The 26,700-nt window shown below is 28.4% G+C and carries 27 protein-coding genes; 20 read left to right on the forward strand and 7 right to left on the reverse strand.

The genetic code is table 11. The annotated features are described in order from the left end of the window. Nucleotides 1–90: 90 nt before the first annotated feature. Nucleotides 91–1,854: a tetratricopeptide repeat protein gene (locus tag L8X50_RS02265; protein ID WP_263660288.1), complete on the forward strand. Its 1,764-nt coding sequence runs from the start codon at nucleotides 91–93 to the stop codon at nucleotides 1,852–1,854. A gap of 7 nt (nucleotides 1,855–1,861) precedes the next feature. Here the strand turns inward: L8X50_RS02265 and ychF are convergent, their stop codons facing one another. The 6 genes from ychF to rpiB are packed head-to-tail and all read right to left on the reverse strand — an operon-like array spanning nucleotide 1,862 to nucleotide 6,304. Continuing rightward, entirely contained in the window at nucleotides 1,862–2,962 is a 1,101-nt protein-coding gene (gene ychF, locus L8X50_RS02270; protein ID WP_263660289.1) for a redox-regulated ATPase YchF, read from the reverse strand. Next, a complete protein-coding gene (locus L8X50_RS02275; protein WP_263660290.1) occupies nucleotides 2,959–4,410 on the reverse strand; it encodes a leucyl aminopeptidase in 1,452 nt (483 codons plus the stop codon). The genes ychF and L8X50_RS02275 overlap by 4 nt, the downstream gene beginning before the upstream one ends. After that, the gene (locus tag L8X50_RS02280; RefSeq protein WP_220567318.1) at nucleotides 4,407–5,000 is read right to left on the reverse strand and encodes a DedA family protein; all 594 of its coding nucleotides are present in this window, start codon (nucleotides 4,998–5,000) and stop codon (nucleotides 4,407–4,409) included. Before L8X50_RS02280 ends, L8X50_RS02275 begins: the two co-directional genes overlap by 4 nt. Before the next feature lies 1 nt (nucleotide 5,001). Beyond that, entirely contained in the window at nucleotides 5,002–5,538 is a 537-nt protein-coding gene (gene apt, locus L8X50_RS02285; protein ID WP_263660353.1) for an adenine phosphoribosyltransferase, read from the reverse strand. After that, on the reverse strand, nucleotides 5,538–5,870 hold the full coding sequence (locus L8X50_RS02290) for a hypothetical protein (protein ID WP_133318965.1): 333 nt from the start codon (nucleotides 5,868–5,870) through the stop codon (nucleotides 5,538–5,540). The genes apt and L8X50_RS02290 overlap by 1 nt, the downstream gene beginning before the upstream one ends. Next, on the reverse strand, nucleotides 5,867–6,304 hold the full coding sequence (gene rpiB, locus L8X50_RS02295; RefSeq protein ID WP_263660291.1) for a ribose 5-phosphate isomerase B: 438 nt from the start codon (nucleotides 6,302–6,304) through the stop codon (nucleotides 5,867–5,869). Before rpiB ends, L8X50_RS02290 begins: the two co-directional genes overlap by 4 nt. Nucleotides 6,305–6,447: 143 nt before the next feature. Between rpiB and L8X50_RS02300 the strand changes: the two genes are divergently transcribed. Then, the gene (locus tag L8X50_RS02300) at nucleotides 6,448–6,999 is read left to right on the forward strand and encodes a CheB methylesterase domain-containing protein (protein WP_133318963.1); all 552 of its coding nucleotides are present in this window, start codon (nucleotides 6,448–6,450) and stop codon (nucleotides 6,997–6,999) included. 11 nt (nucleotides 7,000–7,010) lie between these two features. Then, entirely contained in the window at nucleotides 7,011–7,793 is a 783-nt protein-coding gene (locus L8X50_RS02305) for a CheR family methyltransferase (RefSeq protein WP_133318962.1), read from the forward strand. On the opposite strand, the gene L8X50_RS02310 is transcribed toward L8X50_RS02305, so the two are convergent. After that, complete coding sequence (locus tag L8X50_RS02310) at nucleotides 7,790–8,983, reverse strand: MFS transporter (protein WP_263660292.1); 1,194 nt, start codon at nucleotides 8,981–8,983, stop codon at nucleotides 7,790–7,792. The two genes, L8X50_RS02305 and L8X50_RS02310, sit on opposite strands and share 4 nt — an antisense overlap. Nucleotides 8,984–9,088: 105 nt before the next feature. Here L8X50_RS02310 and L8X50_RS02315 point away from each other — a divergent pair, with 105 nt between their 5' ends. The 17 genes from L8X50_RS02315 to L8X50_RS02395 all read left to right on the forward strand — a co-directional run bounded on the left by L8X50_RS02315 (nucleotide 9,089) and on the right by L8X50_RS02395 (nucleotide 26,698). Next, nucleotides 9,089–10,135, forward strand: coding sequence for a dehypoxanthine futalosine cyclase (locus L8X50_RS02315; protein WP_133318960.1), 1,047 nt, complete (start codon nucleotides 9,089–9,091; stop codon nucleotides 10,133–10,135). Continuing rightward, on the forward strand, nucleotides 10,135–11,355 hold the full coding sequence (locus L8X50_RS02320) for a M16 family metallopeptidase (protein ID WP_263660293.1): 1,221 nt from the start codon (nucleotides 10,135–10,137) through the stop codon (nucleotides 11,353–11,355). Before L8X50_RS02315 ends, L8X50_RS02320 begins: the two co-directional genes overlap by 1 nt. Further along, a complete protein-coding gene (recG, locus tag L8X50_RS02325) occupies nucleotides 11,345–13,168 on the forward strand; it encodes an ATP-dependent DNA helicase RecG (protein ID WP_263660294.1) in 1,824 nt (607 codons plus the stop codon). Before L8X50_RS02320 ends, recG begins: the two co-directional genes overlap by 11 nt. Further along, nucleotides 13,161–13,763, forward strand: a complete 603-nt coding sequence (locus L8X50_RS02330; RefSeq protein WP_263660295.1) for a Crp/Fnr family transcriptional regulator — start codon at nucleotides 13,161–13,163, stop codon at nucleotides 13,761–13,763. The genes recG and L8X50_RS02330 overlap by 8 nt, the downstream gene beginning before the upstream one ends. Before the next feature lie 44 nt (nucleotides 13,764–13,807). Next, nucleotides 13,808–14,455, forward strand: coding sequence for an amino acid ABC transporter permease (locus L8X50_RS02335; protein ID WP_263660296.1), 648 nt, complete (start codon nucleotides 13,808–13,810; stop codon nucleotides 14,453–14,455). After that, a complete protein-coding gene (locus L8X50_RS02340; protein ID WP_263660297.1) occupies nucleotides 14,448–15,107 on the forward strand; it encodes an amino acid ABC transporter permease in 660 nt (219 codons plus the stop codon). The genes L8X50_RS02335 and L8X50_RS02340 overlap by 8 nt, the downstream gene beginning before the upstream one ends. 1 nt (nucleotide 15,108) lies before the next feature. Further along, nucleotides 15,109–15,846 (forward strand): amino acid ABC transporter ATP-binding protein, encoded by a 738-nt coding sequence (locus tag L8X50_RS02345; protein WP_133318954.1) that lies wholly within the window; start codon nucleotides 15,109–15,111, stop codon nucleotides 15,844–15,846. 108 nt (nucleotides 15,847–15,954) lie between these two features. Beyond that, the gene (locus L8X50_RS02350) at nucleotides 15,955–16,752 is read left to right on the forward strand and encodes a cysteine ABC transporter substrate-binding protein (RefSeq protein WP_375154872.1); all 798 of its coding nucleotides are present in this window, start codon (nucleotides 15,955–15,957) and stop codon (nucleotides 16,750–16,752) included. A 2-nt stretch (nucleotides 16,753–16,754) separates the two neighbouring features. Next, complete coding sequence (locus tag L8X50_RS02355) at nucleotides 16,755–17,969, forward strand: MFS transporter (RefSeq protein ID WP_263660298.1); 1,215 nt, start codon at nucleotides 16,755–16,757, stop codon at nucleotides 17,967–17,969. Between the two features lie 74 nt (nucleotides 17,970–18,043). Further along, entirely contained in the window at nucleotides 18,044–18,556 is a 513-nt protein-coding gene (locus L8X50_RS02360) for a hemerythrin domain-containing protein (RefSeq protein ID WP_263660299.1), read from the forward strand. 16 nt (nucleotides 18,557–18,572) lie between these two features. Then, nucleotides 18,573–18,758 (forward strand): hypothetical protein, encoded by a 186-nt coding sequence (locus L8X50_RS02365; RefSeq protein WP_263660300.1) that lies wholly within the window; start codon nucleotides 18,573–18,575, stop codon nucleotides 18,756–18,758. Beyond that, nucleotides 18,742–18,945 carry a hypothetical protein gene (locus L8X50_RS02370; RefSeq protein ID WP_263660301.1) on the forward strand — a complete coding sequence of 68 codons (204 nt, stop codon included), beginning with the start codon at nucleotides 18,742–18,744 and terminating at the stop codon, nucleotides 18,943–18,945. Before L8X50_RS02365 ends, L8X50_RS02370 begins: the two co-directional genes overlap by 17 nt. Nucleotides 18,946–19,858: 913 nt before the next feature. Further along, nucleotides 19,859–21,265, forward strand: coding sequence for a COG3400 family protein (locus L8X50_RS02375; RefSeq protein ID WP_263660302.1), 1,407 nt, complete (start codon nucleotides 19,859–19,861; stop codon nucleotides 21,263–21,265). A 7-nt stretch (nucleotides 21,266–21,272) separates the two neighbouring features. Continuing rightward, nucleotides 21,273–22,331, forward strand: coding sequence for a 3-dehydroquinate synthase (aroB, locus tag L8X50_RS02380; protein WP_263660303.1), 1,059 nt, complete (start codon nucleotides 21,273–21,275; stop codon nucleotides 22,329–22,331). Further along, complete coding sequence (locus L8X50_RS02385; RefSeq protein ID WP_263660304.1) at nucleotides 22,328–23,857, forward strand: mechanosensitive ion channel family protein; 1,530 nt, start codon at nucleotides 22,328–22,330, stop codon at nucleotides 23,855–23,857. The genes aroB and L8X50_RS02385 overlap by 4 nt, the downstream gene beginning before the upstream one ends. Then, nucleotides 23,854–25,110, forward strand: coding sequence for a tRNA (N(6)-L-threonylcarbamoyladenosine(37)-C(2))-methylthiotransferase MtaB (gene mtaB, locus L8X50_RS02390; protein ID WP_263660305.1), 1,257 nt, complete (start codon nucleotides 23,854–23,856; stop codon nucleotides 25,108–25,110). Before L8X50_RS02385 ends, mtaB begins: the two co-directional genes overlap by 4 nt. Then, nucleotides 25,100–26,698: an AAA family ATPase gene (locus L8X50_RS02395; protein WP_220566232.1), complete on the forward strand. Its 1,599-nt coding sequence runs from the start codon at nucleotides 25,100–25,102 to the stop codon at nucleotides 26,696–26,698. The genes mtaB and L8X50_RS02395 overlap by 11 nt, the downstream gene beginning before the upstream one ends. The last annotated feature ends 2 nt before the right edge of the window (nucleotides 26,699–26,700 follow it).

Below are 26,700 nucleotides of genomic sequence, written 5' to 3' on the forward strand. Positions count from 1 at the left end.
AATAATACAAGTATATAATTGTTATGATTTAGTTTTTAGTAAGTTCTAGGGAATTAAAAAATATATTAATGTAATATCATAGAGGAAATAATGTTAGATAAAATAATATATCATTATTATAATAATAACCATCAAAAGTGTTTAGAATGTAGTGAAGAATATTTGGAGCAAGATCCTAAAAATGCTTTAGAATATGCGATGATGGCTTCTTTTAAAATAGGAGATTATGGTAAAACTTTACATTATGCAAGACAAATTTTTAATTTATATCCTACTAGTTTTAATGGACTAATGCTTGCAAAAGCACTTTTATATAATGGAAATTTTAATGATGGTATTGGATTACTTGAAGAGCTTTTACAAAGACAATGTTTTTTAAAAGATGAGCTTAATTTGGAACTTGCTTTTGCTTATCAAAATACAGGAAGCCTAGAAGAGGCAGAAAAACTGTATAAGCTTGCTTTAGAAAAAGATATGTATAATCTTGATTTGTGGAAAAATTACGCTGAGCTTTATTTTAAAACAAATTTCCAAAAGGCACTTGAAGTACATAATGAACTTTGTGATTTTACACAAATTATGATAGCAAAATTACAAAGTGGGGAGTTAGTAGAAAAAAATTTTACAAATAGTATTAATTTACAAGATAGATTACAAGAGAAAACCCAAGAAAACTTGACTATAGTTAAAATTCATGAGTTTTTAAATACACAAATTTTACCACAAAAAGCATATTTGCTTTTTAAGCTTTTGAGATTGCAAGAGTCATTAGAATTATTTTCGAATTTATGTGAGTATAATCAAAATAATGCTCAATTTTGGCAAAATTATGCAAAAGTATTAGAATTAAGTTCTAATTACCAAGGTGCTTATAATGCATACCAAAAAGCCTTGAGTTTACATCCGCATGCAACTTATCAATTTGATTTGGCATATTTGTTAATGCGTATGGGAGAAAGTGATAATTTTGAAGAAGGTAAAAGAGTATATGAGAGCAGACTTTTTTATGCCCATAATGAAACTTTTTCACCTTATCATTATAATAAAACCATACAAGCCTTTAATAAAGATGGAGTACAGGCTTTTAAAGATAAAGAAATTTTAGTTTTTTGTGAGCAAGGTTTTGGTGATACTATCATGTATGCTAGATGTTTGGAAAAACTTTGTCAAATTGCCTCTAAGGTTTTGTTTGCTCCGCAAAGCGCTATGTATAAAATGTTTAAAAATCAACTCAAAGAGCTTAATAAACAAAATAATTTTTTTTCTAATTTGAAAATTTTAAAAGATTTTCCGAGTGAGTTTGATTATGCTATGCCGATTTGCTCTTTACCTTTGCTTTGTGATATTAAATTAGATGAAATTTCTAAGTTAAGAACGCCTATTATTGCTTTAGAAAAACCAAATAATAAAATTAAAAAAATAGGAATTTTTTGGTTTACTCCTAATGCTATAAATACTGATTTATTGAGAAATGTAGATTTTATATTTTTGTATAATGCATTAAAAGATTTATGTTGTGAGATTATTTCTTTTCAAGTAGATGGGGTAAATAATGTTAATCTACCTCAAGAAATTGAAAATAGGGGAGTAAAGCTAAAAAATTGGAATGATACTTTAGATAACTTAAAAGATATTGATTGTATTGTAAGTATAGATAGTGCTATTGCGCATTTAGCCTTAGCTTTAGATATACCTACAATAGTACTTTTAGCACCTAGGTTTGATTGGCGTTGGGGTAAATTTGAAAATCCTAAAAGTTATTTTTGGCCTAAAGCGAATTTACTTACTTTTTCTAATGAATATGATACTAAGGATAAATTGCAAAGCTTAATTAAAAAACAAATCAATGTTTGATAAATTATCAAACATTGAATCTAAAATGCATTACATCGCCATCTTGTACGATATAATCTTTCCCTTCAAGGCGTAGTTTTCCTGCTTCTTTAGCACCACTTTCGCCTTTGCAAGCGATATAATCCTCATAAGAAATTACTTCAGCTTTGATAAAACCTTTTTCAAAGTCATTATGGATCACGCTTGCTGCTTTTGGTGCTTTCCAACCTCTTTGTATAGTCCATGATCTAACTTCTACTTGACCTGCTGTAAAATAGCTAATCAAGTTTAGCTTTGAAAATGCTGTGCGTATAACTACTTCAAGCCCGCTACTTTCTATACCTAAAGATTTTAAAAATTCATAATTTTCTTCATCGCTTAAAGCTATCATTTCTTCTTCTATTTTAGAGCAAAGTTTGATTACTTCATGGCCTGATTTTGCTGCAAATTCTTTAAGATATTTTACAAATTCATTATCTTCTAAAAGTGAATTCTCATCTACATTTGCTCCATATATTACTTCTTTAGCTGAAAGCAATCTTAGTTCTTTTATAAGAGCATGATAGATTTCATTTTTATTAGCAAAAGAACTTGCACTATTATTTTGATTTAAATGCTCTAAAAGTTCATTAGCTAAAGCTAAACTTTCTTTTGCACCTTTTTCATTGGCCTTTGCACCTTTAGTGAGTTTTTCTATTTTTTTGCTAAGTTGTTCTATATCTGCTAGTATAAGTTCTGTTTCTATGATTTGCACATCACGCACAGGATCAACACTACCTGCAACATGGGTAATATTTTCATCATCAAAACAACGCACAATATGTAAAATCATCTCTGTTTCGCGTATGTTAGATAAAAATTTATTACCCAAGCCCTCGCCTTTGCTAGCTCCTGCTACTAAGCCTGCTATATCAACAAATTCTATATTTGAGCGTATAATTTTTTGTGGATTAACAATTTTTGCTAGTTCTTTTAAGCGATGATCAGGCACAGGTACCACTGCTTTGTTTGGTTCTATGGTGCAAAATGGATAGTTTGCACTTTCAGCATTTTGTGCTCTTGTTAGAGCGTTAAAAGTGGTAGATTTTCCAACATTTGGAAGTCCTACTATACCAACTGATAAACTCATTTTTGTTTCCTTGAAAGATAAAGTAAATATGAAAGGCACATTCTAACACCTGCTCCGGTTGCACCAAAACAGTGATAACCCCAAGCTTTTTCTAAATAAGCTGGTCCTGCAATGTCTAAATGTAGCCATTTGTCTTTGTATTCTTCTCTAATGAAAGAATTTAAAAATAATCCCGCAGTAATGGCCCCGCCATAACGACTTGAAGAGGTATTACTAACATCTGCTATGTTTGATTTTATAAGCTCTTTTAAGTGCGGATTAAAATGTAAAATAGTAGCTAAATCTCCACTTTTTTTACTTATTTTATAAAATTCATTTTGCAAATCTTCATTATTTCCCATGATGGCACTTGTGTATTCTCCAAGTCCTACCACGCAAGCTCCAGTTAAAGTAGCAAGATCTATTAATAAATCAGGTTTTAGATCTTGAGCAAGTGAAAGACAATCTGCTAAAACTAATCTTCCTTCTGCGTCGGTATTTCTAACCTCTATACTCACACCTTCTCTTGAAATAAGCACATCATCAGGCTTGTAAGCATTTCCGCCTATCATGTTTTCAGTAGCGCCAATGATAGAATGAACTTCTATATCAAGGTTTAACTCGCTTGCACCTTTAATAATAGCCATTGCAGCCGCACCGCCGCTTTTATCTGATTTCATCGTTAGCATGTAATCAGCAGGTTTTAAACTAAGTCCACCACTATCATAAGTTAGCCCTTTACCTACAAACACTACTTTCATTTTTGGATTTTGTGGTTTATAAGAAAGATGAATGAGTTTTGGGGGATGAATTGAAGCACGATTTACTGCTAAAAATGCTTGCATTTTTTCTTGCTCTAAGAAATCGCTTTCATAAATTTTACATGAAATATTAGAATTATTTTGGCTCAGTTTAAGCGCATCTTCGGCCATTTTGGCAGGAGTGTAAATTTGTGGGATTTCATTAACGATATTTTTTGCAAAATCACAAGCATTTGAAAAAATTTGACCATAGTTTATACCTATGCAAGCTTCTTCTAGGTTGTATGTTTTATTATTAATTTCATCTTTTGCAATGAAGATATTTTCTAATTTGCTTGGTGCTTTTTCTTTTTTGTATTTGTTAAATTCATAAGCACCAAAAGTAAATCCTTGAATCATAGCATTAAAGCTATTTACTACACATTTTCCTATGACACTTTTTGTTTTTACGCTTTGAATTTCAAGTTTTTTTAAAGCTTTGTATGCATTTGCAAAAGCAAGCCTTATATCTTCATATTCTAAGCTTTTAAGTTCACTATAAAGAATTTTATTTTGCATATCTATGCAAATTCCTTCACCTTTATAGCTTGAAAGCTTGAAAAGTTCTTGACTTTGAGTGTATTTTTCTATTTTTTTATCTTGTATTAAAATGATTTCAAAATCAGCATTTATAGAGCCGATATTTTCTTCTATAAAATTAAAAGTCATTTGCGAGTCCTTTTTGTAAGTATTGATTTTTCTATTTGTTTCATTCCTAAAAATAAAGCTAATAAAAAGCCAGCAATAATTGGTACTGCAAAATACCAATGATTTCCAGCCCATTCTACTGCAAGCCAAATTTCTTTTCCAAAAAACCATGCAAGTAAAATAGTTATAGCAGCCCAAGCCCACGCACTAATAAGATTAATAAACGCAAATTTTTTAGCACTATAGCGAGTTAATCCTATACTCATAGGTATAATAGTTCTAAAACCATACATATATCTTTGTATGAAGATAATAGGCCAACCAAAACGCTGTAAAAGTAAATGTGCTATGGCAAATTTACGCCTTTGGGTGCGAAGTTTTTTCTGAATGTATTTTTTGTTATATCTTCCTATATAAAAGTATATTTGATCGCCTACAAAGCCACCTAAGCCTGCTATAAAGATAATAAGTCCTAAATTTACATGGCCTTCATGTGCAAAAATACCTGCTAAAATAAGTGCAAGTTCTCCTTCAAGTATGCACCATAAAAACACAATAATATAAGCCCAATTTTTATAATCATACAAAAGTTGTTTTAAAAATTCTTCCATTTTATACCTCTAAAACACTATAAACAGAAGTTAATTTAGCTAATTCTTTAGCACCATCTAGATCTTTTAACTCTAGTAAAAAACAAGCTTCAACACATTTTGCATTGAGTTTTTCTATAAGTTTCACAGCAGCGATAGCTGTGCCACCCGTAGCGATAAGATCATCTATAAGTAAAACATTTGCTTTTTGATTATTAAAAGCATCGATATGAATTTCTATAGTATCACTGCCATATTCTAAACTATAAGATTCTTGTAAGCATTTTGAAGGTAGCTTTCCAGGTTTTCTTATGGGTACAAAAGGAAGTCTTAATCTAGCGCTCAAGGCAGCTCCAAAAATAAAACCTCTACTTTCTATACCAACGATATAATCAAGCTTTGTGTTTTGATATTTTTCAACTAAATGATCCATTAAAAACGCAAATGCTTCTTTGTTGTTTAATAAAGTAGTAATATCTCTAAAAACAATCCCTTCTTTTGGAAAGTCCTTAATAGCTCTAATGCTATCTAGTAAATATTTTTTATCTAGCTCTTTTATCATAATAATGCCTCTATTTTTGCTTCTAATTCTTTGATTCTTTGTCTTAGTTTTTCATTTTCAATACGATATTGTGAATTTCTTGTTCTAAGAGAGGTTAAATCTGCTTTGCTTTTGTTTAATTCTTCAGTTAAAATATCAATATTACCCAAACTTCTTTGAAGTTGTACTTGTAGTTTTCTAATAACAATTTCAGTATCATCAAGGTTGTTTTTTATAAATTCTTTTGCCACTTTTTCTTTATGAAGCAGGGTTTTATAATAAAGTAGCATAATAGTCATATAAATACTAATACAAATTAATACAGTTAATACAAGCCAACTTAAGATCATAATCTTTCCTCTATTTTGCTAATTCTTGTGCAATGTCTTCCGCCGCTAAAAGAAGTGTTGATAAAATTTGAGATAATTTCAAAAGCCATATCAACCCCTATTAATCTAGCTCCTAGCGCTAAAACATTTGCGTCATTGTGTTCTCTTGAAAGTTTAGCACTTAAAGATTCATTACACAAAGCACAGCGTATATTTTTATGACGATTTGCTGCTATACTCATACCAATTCCTGATCCGCATACTAAAATTCCAAAACTTTTTTCATTTATTTTAGAGCTTAATAAATGTGCATAATCAGGATAATCACAACGATCCTCACTAAAAGGACCTAAGTCTTCAAAAGTAATATTTTTTTCTTGTAAAAATTTAGTAATTTCTTGCTTTAAAATAAAACCAGCATGATCACTTGCAATATAAATTTTTTCTCTTAACATTTAACATTCACTTTATCATTTTTGAAATTTAAAGTATTAATTTTATCATATTTAATTAAAATTTTTCTTTCTTATATATAATTATTTTTTTATGTTTTCAAATATTTATTTGATATAATAACAATAATTATTTAAGGTAAAAAATGAAGCTTATACTAATTGGTTCTTCAACAGGTGGCCCAAGCCAACTAAAGTTTTTACTAAATGATGTAGAATTGAAAGATTGTGCAGTAGTGATTGCTCAGCATATGAATCCTGCGTTTATTCCTTCTTTTGTAAATCAATTTAACAAAGAAGCATTAAGCGAGGTGATTATACCAAGTGATAAGGAAGTTTTGAAAAATAAAATTTATATTTGTCAAAGAAATATGATTTTAAGTGGCAACAATACCTTAACATTAAATACTACAGACGAAACTAGTAGTTTTAATCCAGGGATTGATGTGCTATTTAATTCTGCTGTTAATCTTTGCAAATATCATAAAATTTTAGCTTTGATTATGACAGGAATGGGCGATGATGGTGCTAAGTCTTTGTTTGAACTTTATAAAGCAGGAGTAAGGTGTTTGTGCGAAAATGAGGCAGATTCTATAGTATATGGTATGCCAAAAAAAGCTAGAGATACTAATCCAAATTTAAAACCTATGAGTTTAATAGAACTCAAAAAAGAAATAACAAATTTCATCAAATCGTAGGACAAAAAAAGATGATAAAGATTACAGAAAATGAAATGAATGATTTTGTAAAAATCGTAGAGCAAATAAGTGGAAATAACTTAAATGCGAAAAAGGATATATTATCTATTAAACTTCCTAAATTTTTACAAGAATTAGGCTTGAGCAGTCTTAGTGAATTAAATGAAAAAGTGCAGTTTCAAAGAAATTTAAAACAAGAAACTATGGATTTTATTACAGTTTGTGAGACTTATTTTTTTAGAGAATTAGAGCAATTAAAAGATGTGATTTTTTATATAAAATCTCTTGATCGCCCTGTAAATGTGCTTTGTGCTCCATGTTCAAGCGGCGAAGAAGTGTATTCTTTAGCTATTTTAGCAAGTGAGAATTTTGTTAAAGGTATGAATATAGTTGGTATAGATATTAATAAAAAAATGATAGATAAATGCAATGAAATGATTTATTCAGAGCGTTCAGTATCTAGATTAAACACTATGCAAAAAACGCGTTATTTTGATGTAAAAGATAGAATGTATCATCTTAAAAAAGAAACCCTAGCTTGCAGATGCCGTTTTGATCTTTGTAATGTCTTTGATGATTCTTTATTTAAATTTGGAAAATTTGATGTAATTTTTTCAAGAAATATGATGATATATTTTGATCAAGATTTTAAAATAAGACTTATGGAGCGTTTTTATAGGATATTGAATAAAGAAGGTAGAATTTACCCAGGAAAGTCAGATCTTGTGCCTGAAACAGCTTATTTTGAAAAAAACTTTTCAGCAGGTGGAGTTTATTATTCTAAGGTGGATTAATTATATTTTTTATTAAACCACCACCAATAAATTGCTGCAAAGATAAAACATACTCCTAAGCCAAAAGTAAAATGACTTAGTTTTATTCCATAAAATTCAAATAAATATCCTGTTGAAAAAGCAATGATTGCACTAAAGGTTAAATATACCATATCATTGTAAGCAATCACTCTGCCATAATATCTTTTGTCGCAATTATTTTGTAAAAGTGTATAGGTATAGCTCCATAAAGATGAAGTGCAAAAACCAGCCATTACCAAGCCTACAAAAGCAAGATAAAAGTTAAATTGCAAGCAAGCCCAAAGCATTATACCTACACCTTGCGCTAAGTATAAATATACCAAAGTGTTTTTATTAATATAAGGACTAAGCACATAAGGGCCTATAAGTAAAGATATGGCTCTTATGGCATTAGAAAGCCCTATGGCTAGAGGTATGGAAATAACTTTTGCGTATTCATATTCTGCTAAAAGAGTGATTAAAACATCATAAGCAGTTATCCCTACAACCCCATGAAGTAAAATCAAATGAATGATTTTTTTATTATTAAATACATAAACTAAGCCTTCTTTGATTAATATAAAAAGATTATTTTGTGTGGTATTTTTTTCATTAGGTAAAATCAAAGTTTTGAGTATAAGCATAGCACAAAATAGCATTAAAGTATCAGCTATAAAGGCTGGCTTTACTCCAAAAAGATCTATAAAAAGCCCTGCTGCACCCATACCCAAAGCATATGATACAGCCCATATGATACTATGAAGCTCATTGCCTAGTTTTAATTCTTGTGGGGTTAAAATTTTAGGTAAAACCGACATTTCTGTTTGAAAATACATACTTGCAACTGCCATACGAACAAAGGTTAAAAAGTATAACAACCAAAGCATGGCTAAAGAATTTACAAAAATTAACATAAAAATAGAAATCATCTCAATGCTAATCATTGTTAGCAATAAATTTTTAGGTTTAAATCTATCCACTATAACTCCATTTATAGGTGCAAGTATAATAGAAGGTAAAAAAACAAAAATAGCTGAAAAACCTATGATATTTGCAGGTGCACCGAGTTCTTTAGTTAAAAGAGTAAAAACACCTACTTGAGAAAACCACGCACCAAAATAACTTATAAATTGTACTATTGCTAAAAGGCGAAAAGTTTTATTATTTTTAAGTAAAGACCTATAAGTCATGAGTATCCTATGAATATATGAAATTAAAGGGCTTGATTATATCGTCTTTAAGATTATTTTACATTTAAATGTTATAATAATCCTTTTTTATAAAAAGGTTTAAGAATGAGTAGATTAAGTAAAAAAGAAGCGTTAAATTTGCTCCAAAATGCACCTTTATATGAACTAGGTGCAATGGCTTATGAAAGAAAATTAGAGCTTCATCCTGAAAAAATAACTACTTTTGTGGTAGATAGAAATATAAATTATACAAATATTTGCTGTATTGATTGTGATTTTTGTGCTTTTTGCAGAAAAGAAAAAGATGATGATTCCTATATTTTAAAATATGAAGAAATAGGGCAAAAAATAGAAGAATTACAAGCTATAGGCGGAACGCAAATTTTATTTCAAGGCGGGGTGCATCCAAAACTTAAAATAGAATGGTATGAAGATTTGCTTTCTTATATAAAAACTAATTATCCAACTATTACCGTGCATGGTTTTTCAGCAGTAGAGATAGCTTATATAGCAAGAGTTTCTAAAATTTCTATAGAAGAGGTTTTAAAAAGATTACAAGTCAAAGGACTTTTTTCTATACCTGGAGCGGGTGCTGAAGTATTAAGCGATAGGGTGAGAGATATTATAGCACCACACAAATGTGACACAGCTACTTGGCTTAGGGTACATGAGAGTGCGCATAATATAGGTATGAAAAGTACTGCTACAATGATGTTTGGTACGGTTGAAAATGATGAGGAGATCATCGAACATTTTGATCATTTAAGAAATTTGCAAGATAAAACAAATGGCTTTAGAGCTTTTATTTTATGGTCATTTCAAAGTGAAAATACTCCTTTAATCAAAAAACACCCTGAAATCATCAAGCAAAGCTCTAATAGATATTTAAGATTGCTAGCTTTGGCAAGATTATATTTGGATAATTTTAAAAATTTACAAAGTTCATGGGTAACGCAAGGCTCTTTAATAGGCCAACTTGCTTTAAAATTTGGTGCAAATGATTTAGGTTCAACTATGATGGAAGAAAATGTTGTAGCCGCAGCTGGTGCAAAATACAGAATGAATCAAGAACAAATGATAGAACTTATTAAAGATATAGGGGAATTACCTGCCAAACGCGATACAGCTTATAATATTTTAGAAAGGTTTTAATGTTAAATTTAGACTTTAATGAAACTAAAATAGACATAATATATGAGTATGAAAATGAGCTTCCTGTAGTATTTTTTAAGCTCATTTTTAAAAATAGTGGAAAAATAGCAGAAAAACACAATAGAGGTTGTGCAAGTATGCTTGCTAGGCTTTTAAATGAAGGAAGTAATGATGAGTTTTTTAAAAGCTTAGAATACCGTGCTATAGAGCTTTATGCTAAGGCTAGTTTTGAACATTTTCAAATTAGTATTAAATGCTTGAAAGAACATTTTGATTTTGCTTTAGAAAAATTACAAGAATTATTTTTAAATGTGCGTTTTGATGAAAAAATCTTACAAAGATTAAAAACTTTAGCTTTGGGTGAACTTGCAAGTTTAAATACTGATTATGATTATCAAGCAAAAAGACTTTTGAATAAGAATGTTTTTAAAGATGAAATTTTTGCTAGTGGTCTTGATGGGACTAAAGAAAGCATAGAAAAGATTAGTTTAAAAGAATTACAAGATTTTATGAGTGAAAATTTAGTACTTGATAATGCTTTATTTGTTTTTGGTGGAGATATTAAAGAAGATGAAGTAAAGATTAAAGTAGAAAAAATTTGCCAAATTCTAAAAAGAAATGCCCCAAATCAAAACAAAAGCTACAAGCTCGTTGATGAGAGTATAGAAGTAAGTGAGCAAAAAAGCACTGAGCAAGCTTATATATACTTTTGCTCTCCATTTAATATACAAATTAATGATGAGAAAATGTATTTAGCTAAACTTGCTTTGTTTATTTTAGGTCAAGGTGGTTTTGGTTCGCGTTTGATGGAAGAAGTGCGTGTAAAAAGAGGCTTGGCGTATTCAGCATATGCTATGCTTGATGTAAATTTAAATTATAGTAGAGTTTTTGGGTATTTGCAAACTAAAAATGAAAGTTCTAATGAGGCTAAAGCTTTAGTTAAGGAAGTTTTTGAAAATTTTGTCCAAAATGGAGTCAATGAAAAAGAATTTCAACTAGCTAAACAATTTTTAGTAGGCTCTATGCCTTTAAGGTATGAAAACTTGGCTAAAAGACTAGATATAATGCTAAATGAATATTTGCATGGTTTAAAACTTGGAAATTTAAAAGAAGAAATGCAAAAGATTAAAAACACTACTTTAAATGAGTTAAATGACTTTATCAAAGCACATAGTGAAATTACCAAAGTGAGTTTTGCAAGCATAGAAAATGAAAGTTGAAGAAAAGGATTTAAAACTACTTCATGCTTTAGGGGTTAAAAATTGTATCGATTTGGCTTTGATTTTACCTAAAAAATTTGATGATTTTAGAATTTCAAAGTTTCCAAAAGATACATTTTGCACTCAAAATGTAAAAATTATTAGCACACAAAATCATCACTCCCAGCTTTTTATGCTTTGTGAGTGTTTAGAATGGGGTATAAAAGCAAATATAGTGATCTTTCATCCTAATAAGTGGCATTTTAAAATTTTTAAACATAATGCTTTGGTTTGTATCCATGCAAAGATGAATTTTTTTAATGGAATTTGGCAGTTTATAAACCCAAAAATAGTAAAAAACATAGGTCAAATAGTCCCTAAATACCAAATTAGTTCTATTAAAGATGAAAGCATAAAAAAACTTATTTTAAAATATGTCAATGAAGCTAACTTAAAAGCGCTAAATTTAGAACAAAAATACATTAATTTACTTTTAAATTTACACAATTATGATGATTTAACTCTTTATGAAAATTTTAATGCCATAGTTAAAGATTTAAAATATATAGAAATTTTTAATCATTTAAGGCGTTTAAAGGGTAAAAAAATATCACAAAATGCTTATAAAATAGAACTTTTTGATATAAGCTCTTGGCTTAAGGGTTTAGAATTTAACCCTACAAATGATCAGCTTTTAGCGATAGAAGATATTAAAAAAGACTTACAAAGTAAAGTTGCAAAAAGGCGTGTGGTAATGGGTGATGTGGGTTGTGGTAAGACTTTGGTTATACTTGCTGCAAGTTTGCTAGTGTATCCTAAAAAGGCCATTTTAATGGCTCCAACTAGTATATTAGCAGAGCAAATTTATCATGAAGCAAAAAGACTTTTGCCTGATTTTGTTAATGTATTGCTTTTAAAAGGTGGAAAAAAAGATAAAGATTTAGCAAAATTAAAAGAACAAGCCCATTTTATCATAGGTACACATGCGCTCATTCATCAAGAAGAATTTGAAGCAGTTTTAGTGATGATAGATGAGCAACACCGTTTTGGTTCTAATCAAAGACAAAAAATAAGTGAGCTTAGCAAAAACTCTCAATATGCTCCGCATATCGTGCAATTTTCTGCTACACCCATACCAAGAACACTTTCTATGATACAAAGTGAGCTTGTAAATTTTAGTTTTATTAAACAAATGCCTTTTAAAAAAGACATTAATACTTTTTGTATACAAGATAAAGATTTTAAATATTTGCTTAAAAAAATCGATGATGAGCTAGCTAAAAATCATCAAGTAATCATCATTTATCCTTTGGTAAATGAAAGTGAAAATATAGATTATTTATCACTAGAACAAGCACAAGGATACTGGATAAACAAATACAAAAATGTTTATGTAACCCATGGAAAAGATAAAAATAAAGATCAAATTTTGCAAGAATTTAGAGAAAAAGGCACGATTTTGCTTTCTACAACGGTGGTTGAAGTGGGGATTTCTTTACCAAGACTTAGTGTGATTGTTATTGTTGGAGCTGAAAGACTTGGGCTTGCTACCTTACATCAGCTTCGAGGTAGGGTGGGTAGAGTAGGGCTTGAGAGTTTTTGTTATTTATATACTAAGCAAAAAGAAATTCCAAGTCGTTTGCTTGAATTTGTTAAAACTTTAGATGGATTTAAAATAGCTGAGCTTGATTTAAAAAACAGACTAAGCGGGGATTTACTAGATGGTAGAGTACAACATGGCAATCATTTTAAATTTTTTGATTTTGCAGATGATGAAGAATTAGTTTTAAAAGCAAAAGAAAGTATCAAAAATATGGAAAAAGAAAATGGATAAACACTTTGAAATTTTAATTTCTAAAGGAAAGAAAAAACATTTTAACAAAGGGAATATTTTATTTTTTCAAGGTGAAAAAGCAAATAAAATTTACATTTTACTAAGTGGAAAAGTGCGTATATATAAGGTGAATGCAAAAGGTTTTGAGCTAACACTACACACTCTAACTCCGGTAAATTTTATAGCTGAAATGCCTGTGTTTGAGGGTATTGATTACCCAGCCAATGCAATTTGTGAGCAAGATTGTGAAATTAGTGTTTTTGATTTTAATGAATTTAAAAAATTATGCTTAGAAAATGGAGAATTTAGTTTTTTACTTTTGACTTCTTTAATCGGTAAAATTCGAATTTTAGAAAATTTTATCAGACAAAAATCTTTGGATTTAAAGTCAAGATTAGTCAGCTTTTTACTAGAAAATGAAGAAAAGCTACAAAATTTAAAACAAAAAGAAATCGCTGTGATTTTAAATTTACCCCCAGAATCTTTATCGCGTTTTTTAAAAGAATTAAAACAAAATGAGCTTATTTGCACAAATAAAGGTAAAATAGTAATTTTAAATAAAGAAAAAATGCAAAATTTAATTAAGTCTTTTTAAGTCTTATTTGTTACAATATTATATTTTAAAGTATGGATGGTTTCATGGATTTTGATTTTTTAGTCAAGTTTAGCCCTATGTTTATACAAGCTTCTTGGCTTACATTAAAACTTGCTATTTATGGGGTGTTTTTTTCATTTTTAGTAGGTTTATTTTGTGTGGGAGTAAGTTATTTTAAATTTTCCTTTTTAAACACAATTTGTAAAATTTATATAGAATTTTCAAGAAACACACCTTTGCTAATCCAACTTTTCTTTTTATATTATGCTTTACCTGAGTTTGGGATACACCTTAGTTCTTTTGCTTGTGCTGTGATAGGACTTAGTTTTTTAGGTGGTTCTTATATGGCTGAGAGTTTAAGAGCGGGTATGGAAGCGGTTAAAAAACAACAATATGAATCAGGACTTTCTTTGGGTTTGAGTAAATGGCAAAATTTCCGTTATATTATTATGCCTCAAGCTTTGGGTATAGCTATGCCAAGCATTAGTGCAAATATCATTTTTTTACTTAAAGAAACTTCAGTAGTAAGCATTATTGCTTTAGCAGATTTAGTATATGTGGCTAAAGATCTTATAGGGCTTTATTATAAAAGTAACGAAGCATTATTTGCTTTGGTGCTTTGTTATTTGATCTTGATTTTACCTTTATCTTTAGTGTTAAACCGTATAGAAAAAAGGTTAAATTATGTTTGAAATTTTAAATCAAGATACCTTTTTTAGACTAGCGCAAGGTTTAAAGGTTACTTTAGAGCTTTCATTGATTAGCGTTTTGATTTCACTCATAGGAGGAGTATTTTTTGGAATTTTAATGCATTCTAAAAACAAATTCCTTTATGTTTTTTGTCGTTTTATGCTTGAGTTTGTGCGTATTATGCCTTTGATTGTTTGGCTTTTTATAGTGCATTTTGGCTTGGCGAAATGGTTTGGATGGCATTTGAGTGCTTTGGGTTCAAGTATTATTGTTTTTAGTATTTGGGGTGTGTTTGAGATGATGGATTTGGTTAGATCATCTTTAGCAAGTATACCAAGACATCAGTATGAGTCAGGACTTTCACTAGGTTTTAATAAATTTGAAGTTTATCTTTTTATCATTATACCTTTATCTTTGAGAAGATTATTACCAATGAGTATTAATCTTTTTACAAGAATTATTAAAAGCACTTCAGTGATTTATCTAATCGGTGGTATAGAGCTTATTAAAGTAGGTCAACAAGTGATTGAGCTTAATTTATTTCAAAATTCTTATGCGGCTTTTGTGATTTATGGTTTGATTTTATTGATTTATTTTATACTTTGTTATCCTTTGTCAGTATATTCAAAGTTTTTAGAGAAAAAATGGAGCTAATATGAGCATTTTAAAAATACAAAATTTACAAAAATATTATGATGATCATCATGTTTTAAAAGATATTAATTTAGAAGTAAATCAAAAAGAAGTAGTAGTTATACTAGGTCCAAGTGGTTGTGGGAAATCTACACTTTTAAGATGTATTAATGGCTTAGAAGAAATGGCTGATGGAGCTATTTTAGTAGATGATGAGAAAATTGATAAAAATTATAAAAAATGGACTCAAATTCGTCAAAAAATAGGTATGGTGTTTCAATCTTATGAGCTTTTTGATCATTTAAATGTTGAGCAAAATATACTTTTAGGACCTTTAAAGGTGCAAAAAAGAAAAAAAGAAGAGGTTTTAGAAGAAGCAAAATACTGGCTTGATAGAGTAGGACTTTTGCATAAAATAAAAGCTTATCCTAAAGAATTAAGCGGTGGACAAAAGCAACGCATAGCCATAGTTAGAAGTCTTTGTATGAACCCTGAAATCATGCTTTTTGATGAAGTTACAGCAGCGCTTGATCCTGAAATCGTGCGTGAAGTTTTAGATGTGATTTTAAATTTGGCAAAAGATGGTATGACTATGCTTATAGTTACACATGAAATGGGTTTTGCAAGAGCAGTTGCTGATAAAATAGTTTTTATGGATGATGGTAAAATAGTAGAAATTTCAAATCCTGATGAATTTTTTGAAAATCCAAAGACAGATCGTGCGAAAAAATTTCTCAATTTGTTTGATTTTCATCGTTAATTTTATTTTTTTAAAATATTTATTTAAAAAAATAATATAAGGTTTAAAAATTTAAATTTTTAATCATAAGGATAAAACATGAAAAAAATTTTTCTTTTATCATTTTTGATGGCACTTTTTTTTAGTGCATGCTCAAATTCAAGCTCTAATGAAAATTCCATAGAGAAAATCAAACAGCAAGGTGTAATCCGTATAGGTGTATTTGGTGATAAACCTCCATTTGGCTACCTAGATGCACAAGGGAAAAATCAAGGTTATGATGTATATTTTGCTAAACGCATAGCAAAAGAGCTTTTAGGAGATGAGTCTAAAGTGCAATTTGTACTTGTTGAAGCAGCAAATAGAGTAGAATTTTTAGAATCAAATAAAGTAGATTTAATCTTAGCAAATTTTACAAAAACCCCAGAAAGAGAAGCTGTGGTTGATTTTGCATTACCTTATATGAAAGTTGCTCTTGGGGTGGTGGCTCCTAAAGGGTCAGATATTGAAACTTTAGATGATTTAAAAAATAAAACTTTAATTTTAAATAAAGGCACAACAGCTGATGCGTATTTTACAAAAAATATGCCAGATATTAAAACGATTAAATTTGATCAAAATACAGAAACTTTTGCAGCTTTAATTGGTAAAAGAGGTGATGCGTTAAGTCATGATAATGCATTGCTTTTTGCCTGGGCTAAAGAAAATCCAAATTTTGAAGTAGTGATTAAAGAACTTGGAAATCATGATGTTATAGCTCCTGCTGTAAAAAAAGGTGACGAAGCTATGTTAAATTTTATCAATGATTTGATTTTAAAATTACAAAATGAACAATTTTTCCACAAAGCTTATGATGAAACTTTAAAGCCGTTTTTTAGTGATGATATAAAAGCTGATGATGTAGTAATCGAAGGTGGCAAAATTTAATAATGCAAAAAGCTTTTAAAAATACCATCTATGCTTCTTTAGGTGGTATTTTAGAATTTTATGATTTTGTTTTATTTATCTTCTTTGCAAGTGTTTTTGCAAAAATTTTCTTTCCTCAAAATGATGATTTTTGGCCATTAATCTATACTTATGTAGCCTTTGGGGCAGGGTATTTAGCCAGACCTTTTGGTGCTGTTGTTTTAGCGCATTTTGCAGATATAAAAGGGCGTAAGAATGTTTTTTATATTAGTATGCTTTTAATGGTTGTACCAAGTTTTGTTTTGGCCTTTTTACCTACTTATGAAAGCATAGGGCTTTTGGCTACTTTTATGCTTTTTGTTATTAGGATAGCCCAAGGATTAGCCATAGGAGCTGAAGTTAGTGGTGCTTGGATTTTTGTGAGTGAATTTGTGAGTAAAAAAAGACTTGGTTTGGCACTTGGTTTTATTTCAGCAACTTTGACTTTAGGTTTATTGCTTGGAAATTTAGCGACTTTGACTATATATGCGTATTTTGATAAAGAAGAAGTAGAAAGCTTTGCTTGGAGAATTCCTTTTTTTATAGGAGGATTTTTTGGTATATTGGCTTTATTTTTACGCACGAAATTGAATGAAACACCAGCTTTTAAAAATATAAAAGCAAAAGAAAAAATTTTAAATTTCCCACTTTTGCAGGCTTTAAAAACACATAAAAAAAGTATGTTAATATGCGCTTTACTTACTGTGGTTTTAACAAGTGGGGTGGCTACTTTAATGATACTGCCACAATATTTTGAAAGCTTATTAGGAGTTAGCAAAACTACTGCTTTGTTATATCAAAATTTGGCCATAGTGATGATCATACTAGGAAGTTTAGCACAAGGATATTTAGCAGATTTTTTAGGACATTTTAAAATTTGTTTTATTTTTACTTTGCTTTTTGGAATTTTTGGCATTAGTTTTAGCTTTTATAATGAGTGGTTTTTGTTATTTTATTTGCTTGCTTGTTTTGCACAAGGTATTATAGCTTTTGCTCCTATTTTTATGACTCAAATTTTTACCACAGAGTTAAGATCGAGTGGTCTTTCTTTTGCTTATAATATTTCTTATGCGATTTTGGGTTTTATAACCCCTTTTATTGTTAATTTTGTATATAAGGAGTATTTTTATATTTATATTATTTTTATAATTATTGCTAGTTTGCTAAGTTGTTTTTTAAATAAATTTCTTATTAAATAATTATATATATATTTTTTAATATTTATTTTATAGATAATACTATTATATATACTACAAAATAAGGAATATTATATATGAAAATATGGACTCAAAAATATACCGCTTGGAATAGTATTATTGATATACAACATAAAAGCTTATTTGATTTAGCTAAAGAAATTTATTTTATAAAAAATAATCATGTAAATATTAATGAAGTTAGAATGCTTTCGATTGAATTTTTAAAACAACTTAAAGATCATGCAAAATATGAAGAAAAATATATGAAAAGGATTGCTTACCCATATATCGATATACATATAAAAGAGCATAAAAAAATTATGTCTTCATTAGCTTCTTTAGTTAAAAACACATCAAACATAAATGAATTTAAAACAAAATTTAGTGATTTTATAGATGATAATATTATTAAGCATATTTTAGAGGAAGATATAAAATATGCTAATTTTAAGAAAAAAGAATATGTTCTTTATACTTGTGGATGCTTAAATAAAAAATATAAAATTTCACATAATATGCATCTTAAAATTTTTAATGGTGCTAAGTATGATTGTAAAATTTGTCAGCAAAATATTCGATTGATTTAATCGGCGGCGGGGGTATATGGTAAATAATTTTCCCTCTTGGAGTGATGAATATTATTTAGGCAATGAAAAAATAGATTTACAGCATCAGAGATTTTTTGCTTTAACTTTAGAAGTTTTTAGACTTTCAAATAGACATATTTATAAAACAGAATTAAAAAAAAGTATTAATGGAGTTATTTTCATATATGAAAAATCATTTTGATGATGAAGAGGAATATATGAGAGAAATTAAATATCCATATTTAGATGAGCATATAATAATGCATAAAAATATTGTAAAATCTATGAAAAGTCTATTATATGAGTGTCGTAGTACTAATGAACTTAAAAATGAACTTTATAATAAGTATCATCATGGTTTTTTAATCATTTTAGTATACATGATATGAAAATAAGAGATTATGTTTAAAATTCATCTAATCAAAATTTATCAAAACAAAACGAGATGATAAAAAGCGAAGAAATATTTGAGTATATATGTGATTGTATTGGTGTTATCCATAAAGTGAATTATGATTTATATATGAAAATAAATTATTTAAATATATCTTATAAGTGCAGCAAATGCTCAAAAAAGTTGGAATTAAAATCAAACGCATAGAAAGTTATCTAGTTGATTTTTAAGTTAAATAGTATATCTAACATAGTAGTTTATTAATTCATTATCTTTTTCCGAGGTATGTTGTAGTAGAATTTATAGTTTGAAGCAACATAAACTACCGTCCGCTAAACTATTTTTTTGTTAAATTTATTAAAATTTATATTTTATTGCAATTACTATTTGTATATCAATAGCATTATTTTACAAAAATTTCTCTCTTTTTGATATTTTTATTTCACTTAAATAGTTGATTCTTGTAAGTTTTATTTTTATTTTGTCTTTAAATATTGTTTTTTATAAAAATTGTTTTATTTAAATGATATAATTTTTATTTTTAAATCTTTAAAGTAGTTTTAGGCAAAATGAACTTTTTCTTGTTGATATATTTTAATTTTAAGATGCTAAATTATTTCTAAATTTGTGATAATTTTATCCAAAAAATATATTATACAGTTTTTTAAGTAGATTTTAATTGACATGTGAGAAATATTTTATTATATCTCTTTAACTTTAAAATCCTTTTATAAGCTAAATACTAAAATAAGTATCCATCAATATTAAGATTTTTACTGAATGAAAAATAATAATTTTTGTTAATTTAAAAAGATATATTAGTAGTGGAATATATTTTGAAAAAATAAAAACTTTAAAATATAAACTATAACTTTGCTATAATTATACTTTATATTTTAGAGGTGTGAATGAATAAGATTTTACTACTAGCTGATGGACCTTTTGCGAAAGATTTTTTAAAGAAAATTTATAATAACAAAACCTTCAAAGAGTCTTTGAGTGTTGTGTATTATAATGATGATAGCGTAGACTTAGACTTAGAGAATGAACAAATTTCTTTTTTTAAATTTGATCCTACGAGTTTGATTAAGCTAGAAAATTTATTAAAAGAAAATTTTCATCAAGCTATTATTTATATGCAAGAAGAAGCAGATACATTAGCTTGCTATCAAAATTTAAGAAAATTACATCCAAGATTAAATATAGTTATTATGGATTTGTGGAATAGCCAAATTGATGATAATTTTTGTGAAGTAATTAATATTTATGATACTTTAAGTACAAGATTGACAGGTTGTTTGGATAATATGCCTTCAATGGCACAATTTATAGGGCTTGGACAAGGTGAGATTATGGAAGTTAAAATTCCTGCAGGATCAAGCTTTGCTTATAGGCACATAAGCTCTATTAGCCAAAAACGCTTTAAAATCGTAATGGTTTATAGAAATAATGAATTTATTCTGGCAAGACCTGGGCTTATTTTAATGCCAAATGATAGCATTTTAATCGTAGGTGATCCTAAAGTTTTGCAAAGTGTTTTTACTAATGTTAAAACAAGCTTAGGACGCTTTCCATCGCCTTTTGGAGATAATATACTTTGTATTATAGATATGAAAAAAATGAGTGAGTTTGCTATAGAAAAGCTTATTTTTGCAAGCTTGCTTTTGCATGTAAGAATCAATAGCAAAAAACTTTATTTTAAGGTGATTAATCCTACCTTAACTCCTATGTATTATAAACTTAAATCCTTGCATAAAAATAGCACTGAAGTGATATTTGACTTTGAAAGCACAAATATAAAAAACATTAAACCTTTTGTGGAAAATACTAGTATAGGTTTGCTAGTGGTGGAGGATTATCTTTTTGAAAAAGAAAAAAGTTTTCTTTTTACTTTAAAACTTCCTGTGTTAAAAACAGGTAAAGGGGATTTTGCAGATTTAAAATCTTCTGTAGTTTTAAGTTCAAATTTTGAAGATGTAGAGGGTATTGCTTCTATTATGCTTGATTTTAACAAGCAAATTCAACTAGGCCTTGCCTTGTATTATTATGCTTTAAAATTAAATAAAGCCGAAATTTTTGAATATCATCAGTATTTTGAAAGCCTTTCAAAACTTCATGATGAAAAATTACTTTTGATAGAAGAAAAAGAACATAATCCTATCAATAAATTTTCTTACAAACAAAATATATTGCATTTTGTACCATTTAATGAAAAAATTTTAGGAAACAATTTCAATAAAATTTTAAAAACGGATTTAAATACGATATATTATAAGATGAATAAAAATTATCAATTGTTTATACCATCATTGTGAGAAAATAATGCAAGTTAAGGTAAATTTAGATAAAAATACAAGTTATAATGTCTATATAAATGAGCTAGAAAAATTAAATTTTGATACTAAAGTAGTGATTTTAACTAATGAATTAGTAGCAAAATTACATTTAGATACACTTTTGAAAAAAATTCAAGCTAAAGAACTTTTTGTTATAAAAATCAAAGATGGTGAAGAGTATAAAAATTTACAAACTATAGAATATATCTTAGATCAAATGTGTACCTATAAGCTAGATAGAAAAAGTCTGCTTATAAGCTTTGGTGGTGGGGTGATCTCTGATATGGGTGGTTTTGTAGCAAGTATATATCAAAGAGGGATAGAATTTATCAATATTCCCACAACTTTACTAGCTTGTGTGGATGCAAGTGTGGGTGGTAAAACCGGGGTGAATAATAAATTTGGTAAAAATCTAATAGGCACTTTTTATCAGCCAAAAGCGGTGTATTGTGAGAGTGAGTTTTTAAAAACCTTACCTTCAAGAGAACTAGCTGCAGGTATGGCTGAATTTATCAAAATGGCTGTGGTTTTTGATGAAAAAATTTTATCTTTTTTAGAAAATTTAGACGAGGATAAATTTTTAAACGCTAAATTAGATGATATTATTTTAGCTCAAATCATCCAAAAAAGTATAGAACTTAAAGCTAATGTGGTTTCACAAGATGAAAAAGAAAGTGGCTTAAGAATGCTTTTAAATTATGGTCATACTTTTGCTCATGTTATAGAAAATCAAACAGGATATAAAAAGTACTTACATGGTGAAGCCGTGGCTATAGGTATGAACATGGCAAATATTCTAGCTTTAAATTTGGGGTTATTAAGCGAGCAAGAATGCCAAAGAGTACAAAAATTGCTTGTGAAATTTAAATTACCCATATCTTATAAAATTTCAAATATAGAAGAGTTTTATAATGCCTTTTTCTTAGATAAAAAAACACATTTTCAAAAGATTAATTTTGTTTTAGCTTGTGGTTTAGGAAAAGCTTGTATAAAAAATGATATATCCAAAGAAGATATTTTACACACTTTAGAGGTGTTTGCATGAAAAAAATTATATTGATTTTGCTCTTACCCTTTACATTACTTTTAGCGCAAGATGATATAGAGCATTTAGAACAAAAATTAAATGAATTACATAATAATTTAGCATATAATACTTGGATAATTAAATATAATAATTTTAACATTTACAGAAAAACTCAAGATGAAATTTTGGCTTTAGAAAAAGAAAGTTTAAAAGCTAATGAACGCAATAAAAGTATTATAGAAAGACAAATTTTAATTTTAAAAGAAAGACTAGAGCTTTTAAGTGAGTATAAAAGTGCAAATTTTTCTAAGATGGTTTTGGCACCTGAAGAAGTTGATAAAATAGATAAGCTAACTAATCCTTTAGCTATTATTTCAGCATACTCACATATAAAAAAATTAAGACGCGACAAAGAAGAATATGTCAATCTTTTAAATAGTTTTAAGCAAACTTTAGATGAGCTTATAAAAGAAAATGTTTTAGTAGCTGAAATAGCTAAATTATCTTCTAATAAAGAGCATGATGAATATTTAAAAATATCCAATCAAATGGTTAGAGATTTTTCACAAACTTTGCGTTTTGGAGAAATTTCTTATTCTGTGTATGAGAAAAAAATTCAAGAAGAGATTGAAAAAACAACAGCTTCAATTAAAATTCAGGGTGTAAGAGCTTTCAATATAGTTTTGGCTATTGTTATAGTTGTAGCCATAGCATTTTTACTCAAATTTATAGCTAGAAAATATATAGGTGATAATGATCGCTTTTATACAGCAAATAAAATCATTAATTTTATTAATATCAATGTAATTGTTTTAATCTTGCTTTTTGGATATATTGAAAATATTAGCTATTTAGTTACTGTGCTTGGTTTTGCTTCTGCTGGTTTGGCTATTGCTATGAAAGATATGTTTATGTCTATGCTTGGTTGGTGTGTGATAGTTTTTGGTGGAAGTTTTAGAGTGGGCGATAGGGTGAGAGTTTTTCAAAACAATACACATTATATCGGCGATATAATTGATATTTCGTTTTTAAGAATAACTTTGTATGAAGATATATCTTTACTAACTTATACAGATAATCGAAGAAGTGGTAGGATAATTTTCATACCAAATAACTTTATTTTTACCAATCTTATATCAAATTATACTCATCATGGGATGAAAACAATTTGGGATGGGCTTGATATTACTTTAACTTTTGATTCAAATCATCAAAAAGCCTTAGATATAGTAGAAGAAATCGTTATAAAAGCTTCCAAAGGCTATACAAAAATTGCAAAAGAATCCATGAATAAATTAAGAAATGAATATAGCATTAGAAATCCTAAAGTAGAACCTAGGTTTTTTACATTTTTAGAAGGTTATGGTATGAGAATTTCTGCTTGGTATATGACAAATTCTTATGCGGCCTTGGTTTTAAGAAGTAATATAAGTAAAGAAATTATCAATGAATTTAATAAACATGATGATATAAAAATAGCCTATCCATCACAAAATTTATATGTGGCAAAACATGAATTTATAGAAAATAAGGAAGATATTTGAAAAAAAAGGTATATTTTAAAACTTTTGGTTGTAGAACTAATATTTATGATACGCAATTATTAAAAACTTATATTAAAGATCATATTGTCACACAAAATGAACAAGAAGCTGATGTGATAGTGATAAATTCTTGCACGGTTACAAATGGTGCTGATAGTGGGCTTAGAAGTTATATTAATAGTGTAAAAAAAAATGGAGTTAAGGTTATACTTACAGGCTGTGGTGCTGTAAGCAAGGGAAAGGATTTTTTTGATAAAAAAGAAATTTTTGGAGTTTTAGGAGCTTCTAATAAAGATAAAATTAACGAGTTAATCTCACAAGATAAAGCCTTTTATGAGCTTGGAAATTTACGCTTTATTGATACAAAAATCGTAAGTAATTATGAAAATCACACTAAAGCTTTTGTAAAAATTCAAGAAGGATGTGACTTTGCTTGTAGTTATTGCATAATCCCAAGTGTTAGAGGTAAATCAAGAAGCATGCCAAGCGAGGAAATAATAAAACAAATCAAACTTTTGGCTCAAAATGGTTATAGTGAAGTAGTTTTAACGGGTACTAATATAGGAAGTTATGGTTTAAAAGATAAAACTACACTTGGAAAGTTACTGCAAGAAATAGGCAAGATTAATGGTATAAAAAGAGTAAGACTTGGGAGTTTAGAGCCTGCTCAAATTGATGAGAGTTTTAAAGAAATTTTAGATGAACCTTGGCTTGAAAAGCATTTGCATATTGCTCTGCAACACACTCATGAAAAAATGCTACGCATTATGCGTAGAAGATCACACACGCAAAATGATTTAGCATTGTTTAATGAGTTAAATCAAAAAGGTTTTGCTTTAGGAACAGACTTTATCGTGGCGCATCCTGGGGAAAGTGAGTTGATATGGCAAGAAGCTTTAGAAAATTTCAAACAATTTAAACTCACACATATCCATGCTTTTATTTTCTCACCACGCGATGGAACGCATTCTGCTTCTATGAGTGAGCGAATTAATGGTGATATAGCCAAAGAAAGATTAAATATTTTAAAAGATATAGTCGCACAAAATAATTATGAGTTTAGAAAAAACCAAAAAAATATTTTAGAAATTTTAGTCGAGAGTAAAAAAGATGGTTTTTATGAAGGCTATGATCAATTTTTTAATAAAATCAAAATTACAAGCAAAGAAGATATTGCTAAACAATGGATAAGTATTGAAAAATATGAATGCAAAGAAGATTGTAACTATATAAGGTTAGAGGATGAAAAATAAAAAGATTATCTTAGCTTCATTTTTATTGCTTTGTGTTTTTATATTGATTGCATTTTTAAAAAATCAACCAGATTATATTAGCAAGGCTGCTTATGAAGAGCTTTTAGAACAAAATTTAATCCAAAAGGCTATAGTAGAAAATAATGAAATATTATTAAAAAGCAAAGAAGGAAATTTTTTAATCGCTAAAGATGTAGTGGATTTAAATGCTTTGTGGCAAAAAATTCCCTTAGAATATGCTAAAGATTATGATTTGAGTGAGTTTTTTTTGATATTTATTTTACTTGCTTTTCTCATAAGCTTTTTACTCTTTCTTAATAAAAAAAACAAAGATAGGCAAAATTTACTTTCTTTGGAAAAAAATATTTTAGAAAAAAATGAACAAAATAACACCATACAAGATGTAGTAAGTGAAGTTAAATTTAAAGATGTAGCAGGGGTTGATGAGGCTAAGGTGGAGCTTTTGGAAATCGTTGATTTTTTAAAAAATCCTCAAAAATATAAAGATTTTGGCGTGAAAATGCCAAAAGGCGTTTTGCTAGTAGGCCCTCCTGGAGTAGGTAAAACCTTGATAGCAAAAGCAGTAGCAGGTGAAGCTGGGGTGCCATTTTTTTATCAAAGCGGGGCTAGTTTTGTAGAAATTTATGTAGGTATGGGCGCAAAAAGAGTAAGAGAGCTTTTTTTAAAAGCTAAATCAAAAGCTCCAAGTATTATTTTTATAGATGAAATTGACGCAGTTGGTAAAAGTAGAGGGGATTTTTCCAATGTAGAAAGAGATAATACTCTAAATCAACTTTTAACTCAAATGGATGGATTTGAAGATAATAGTGGTGTTATAGTGATGGCTGCTACAAATAAAATCGATCTTATGGATAATGCGTTATTAAGATCAGGGCGTTTTGATAGAAGAATTTTTATATCTTTGCCTGATTTTAAAGATAGAATGCATATTTTGCAAAATTATATGAAAGAAAAAAAATCTAGCGTAGATTTAGAAAAAATTGCAAAAGCTAGTGTGGGTTTTAGTGGAGCTGCCTTGGAGACTTTAGTTAATGAAGCGGCTATTAATGCTATAAGAAGAAAATCAGATTTAATAGAAGAAAATGATTTTTTTGCAGTGCTTAATAAAGTTTTAATGGGTAAAAAAAAGATTTTTTCTCTAAGCGACAAGGAAAGAAAAATTCAAGCCACATATCAAGCAGCTAAAGCCTTGTGTGCTTTTTATTTTGATGTTAAATTTGAAAAAATTACCCTAATTGAAGATAGGTTTAAAGAATATGAAAATACTATCAAATCAAAATCAGAATTATTAAATAAAATAAAAGTTTTTTTAGCAGGTTCAGTTGCTATGGAGCTTATTTTTAATGAAAGTTACACTAATGCACAAAGTGATCTTTTAAAGGTTAAAGAATTGCTCGTTTTTATGGAAACTTTCGCTATGGCAAATGAGGGTTTATTACAAGAGCAAAAGCAAGAAGTGAAAGAATTTTTAGAATTAATGAAAGAAAAAGTAGTGAGATTAGCTAGTATTCTTTTAGAAAATGAAAAAATAGAAAAACAAGATATAGAAAAAATCATAATGGAGTGAAA

It is taken from the genome of Campylobacter sp. CNRCH_2013_0898h (assembly GCF_025772965.1).
GTDB lineage: Bacteria > Campylobacterota > Campylobacteria > Campylobacterales > Campylobacteraceae > Campylobacter_D > Campylobacter_D lari_D.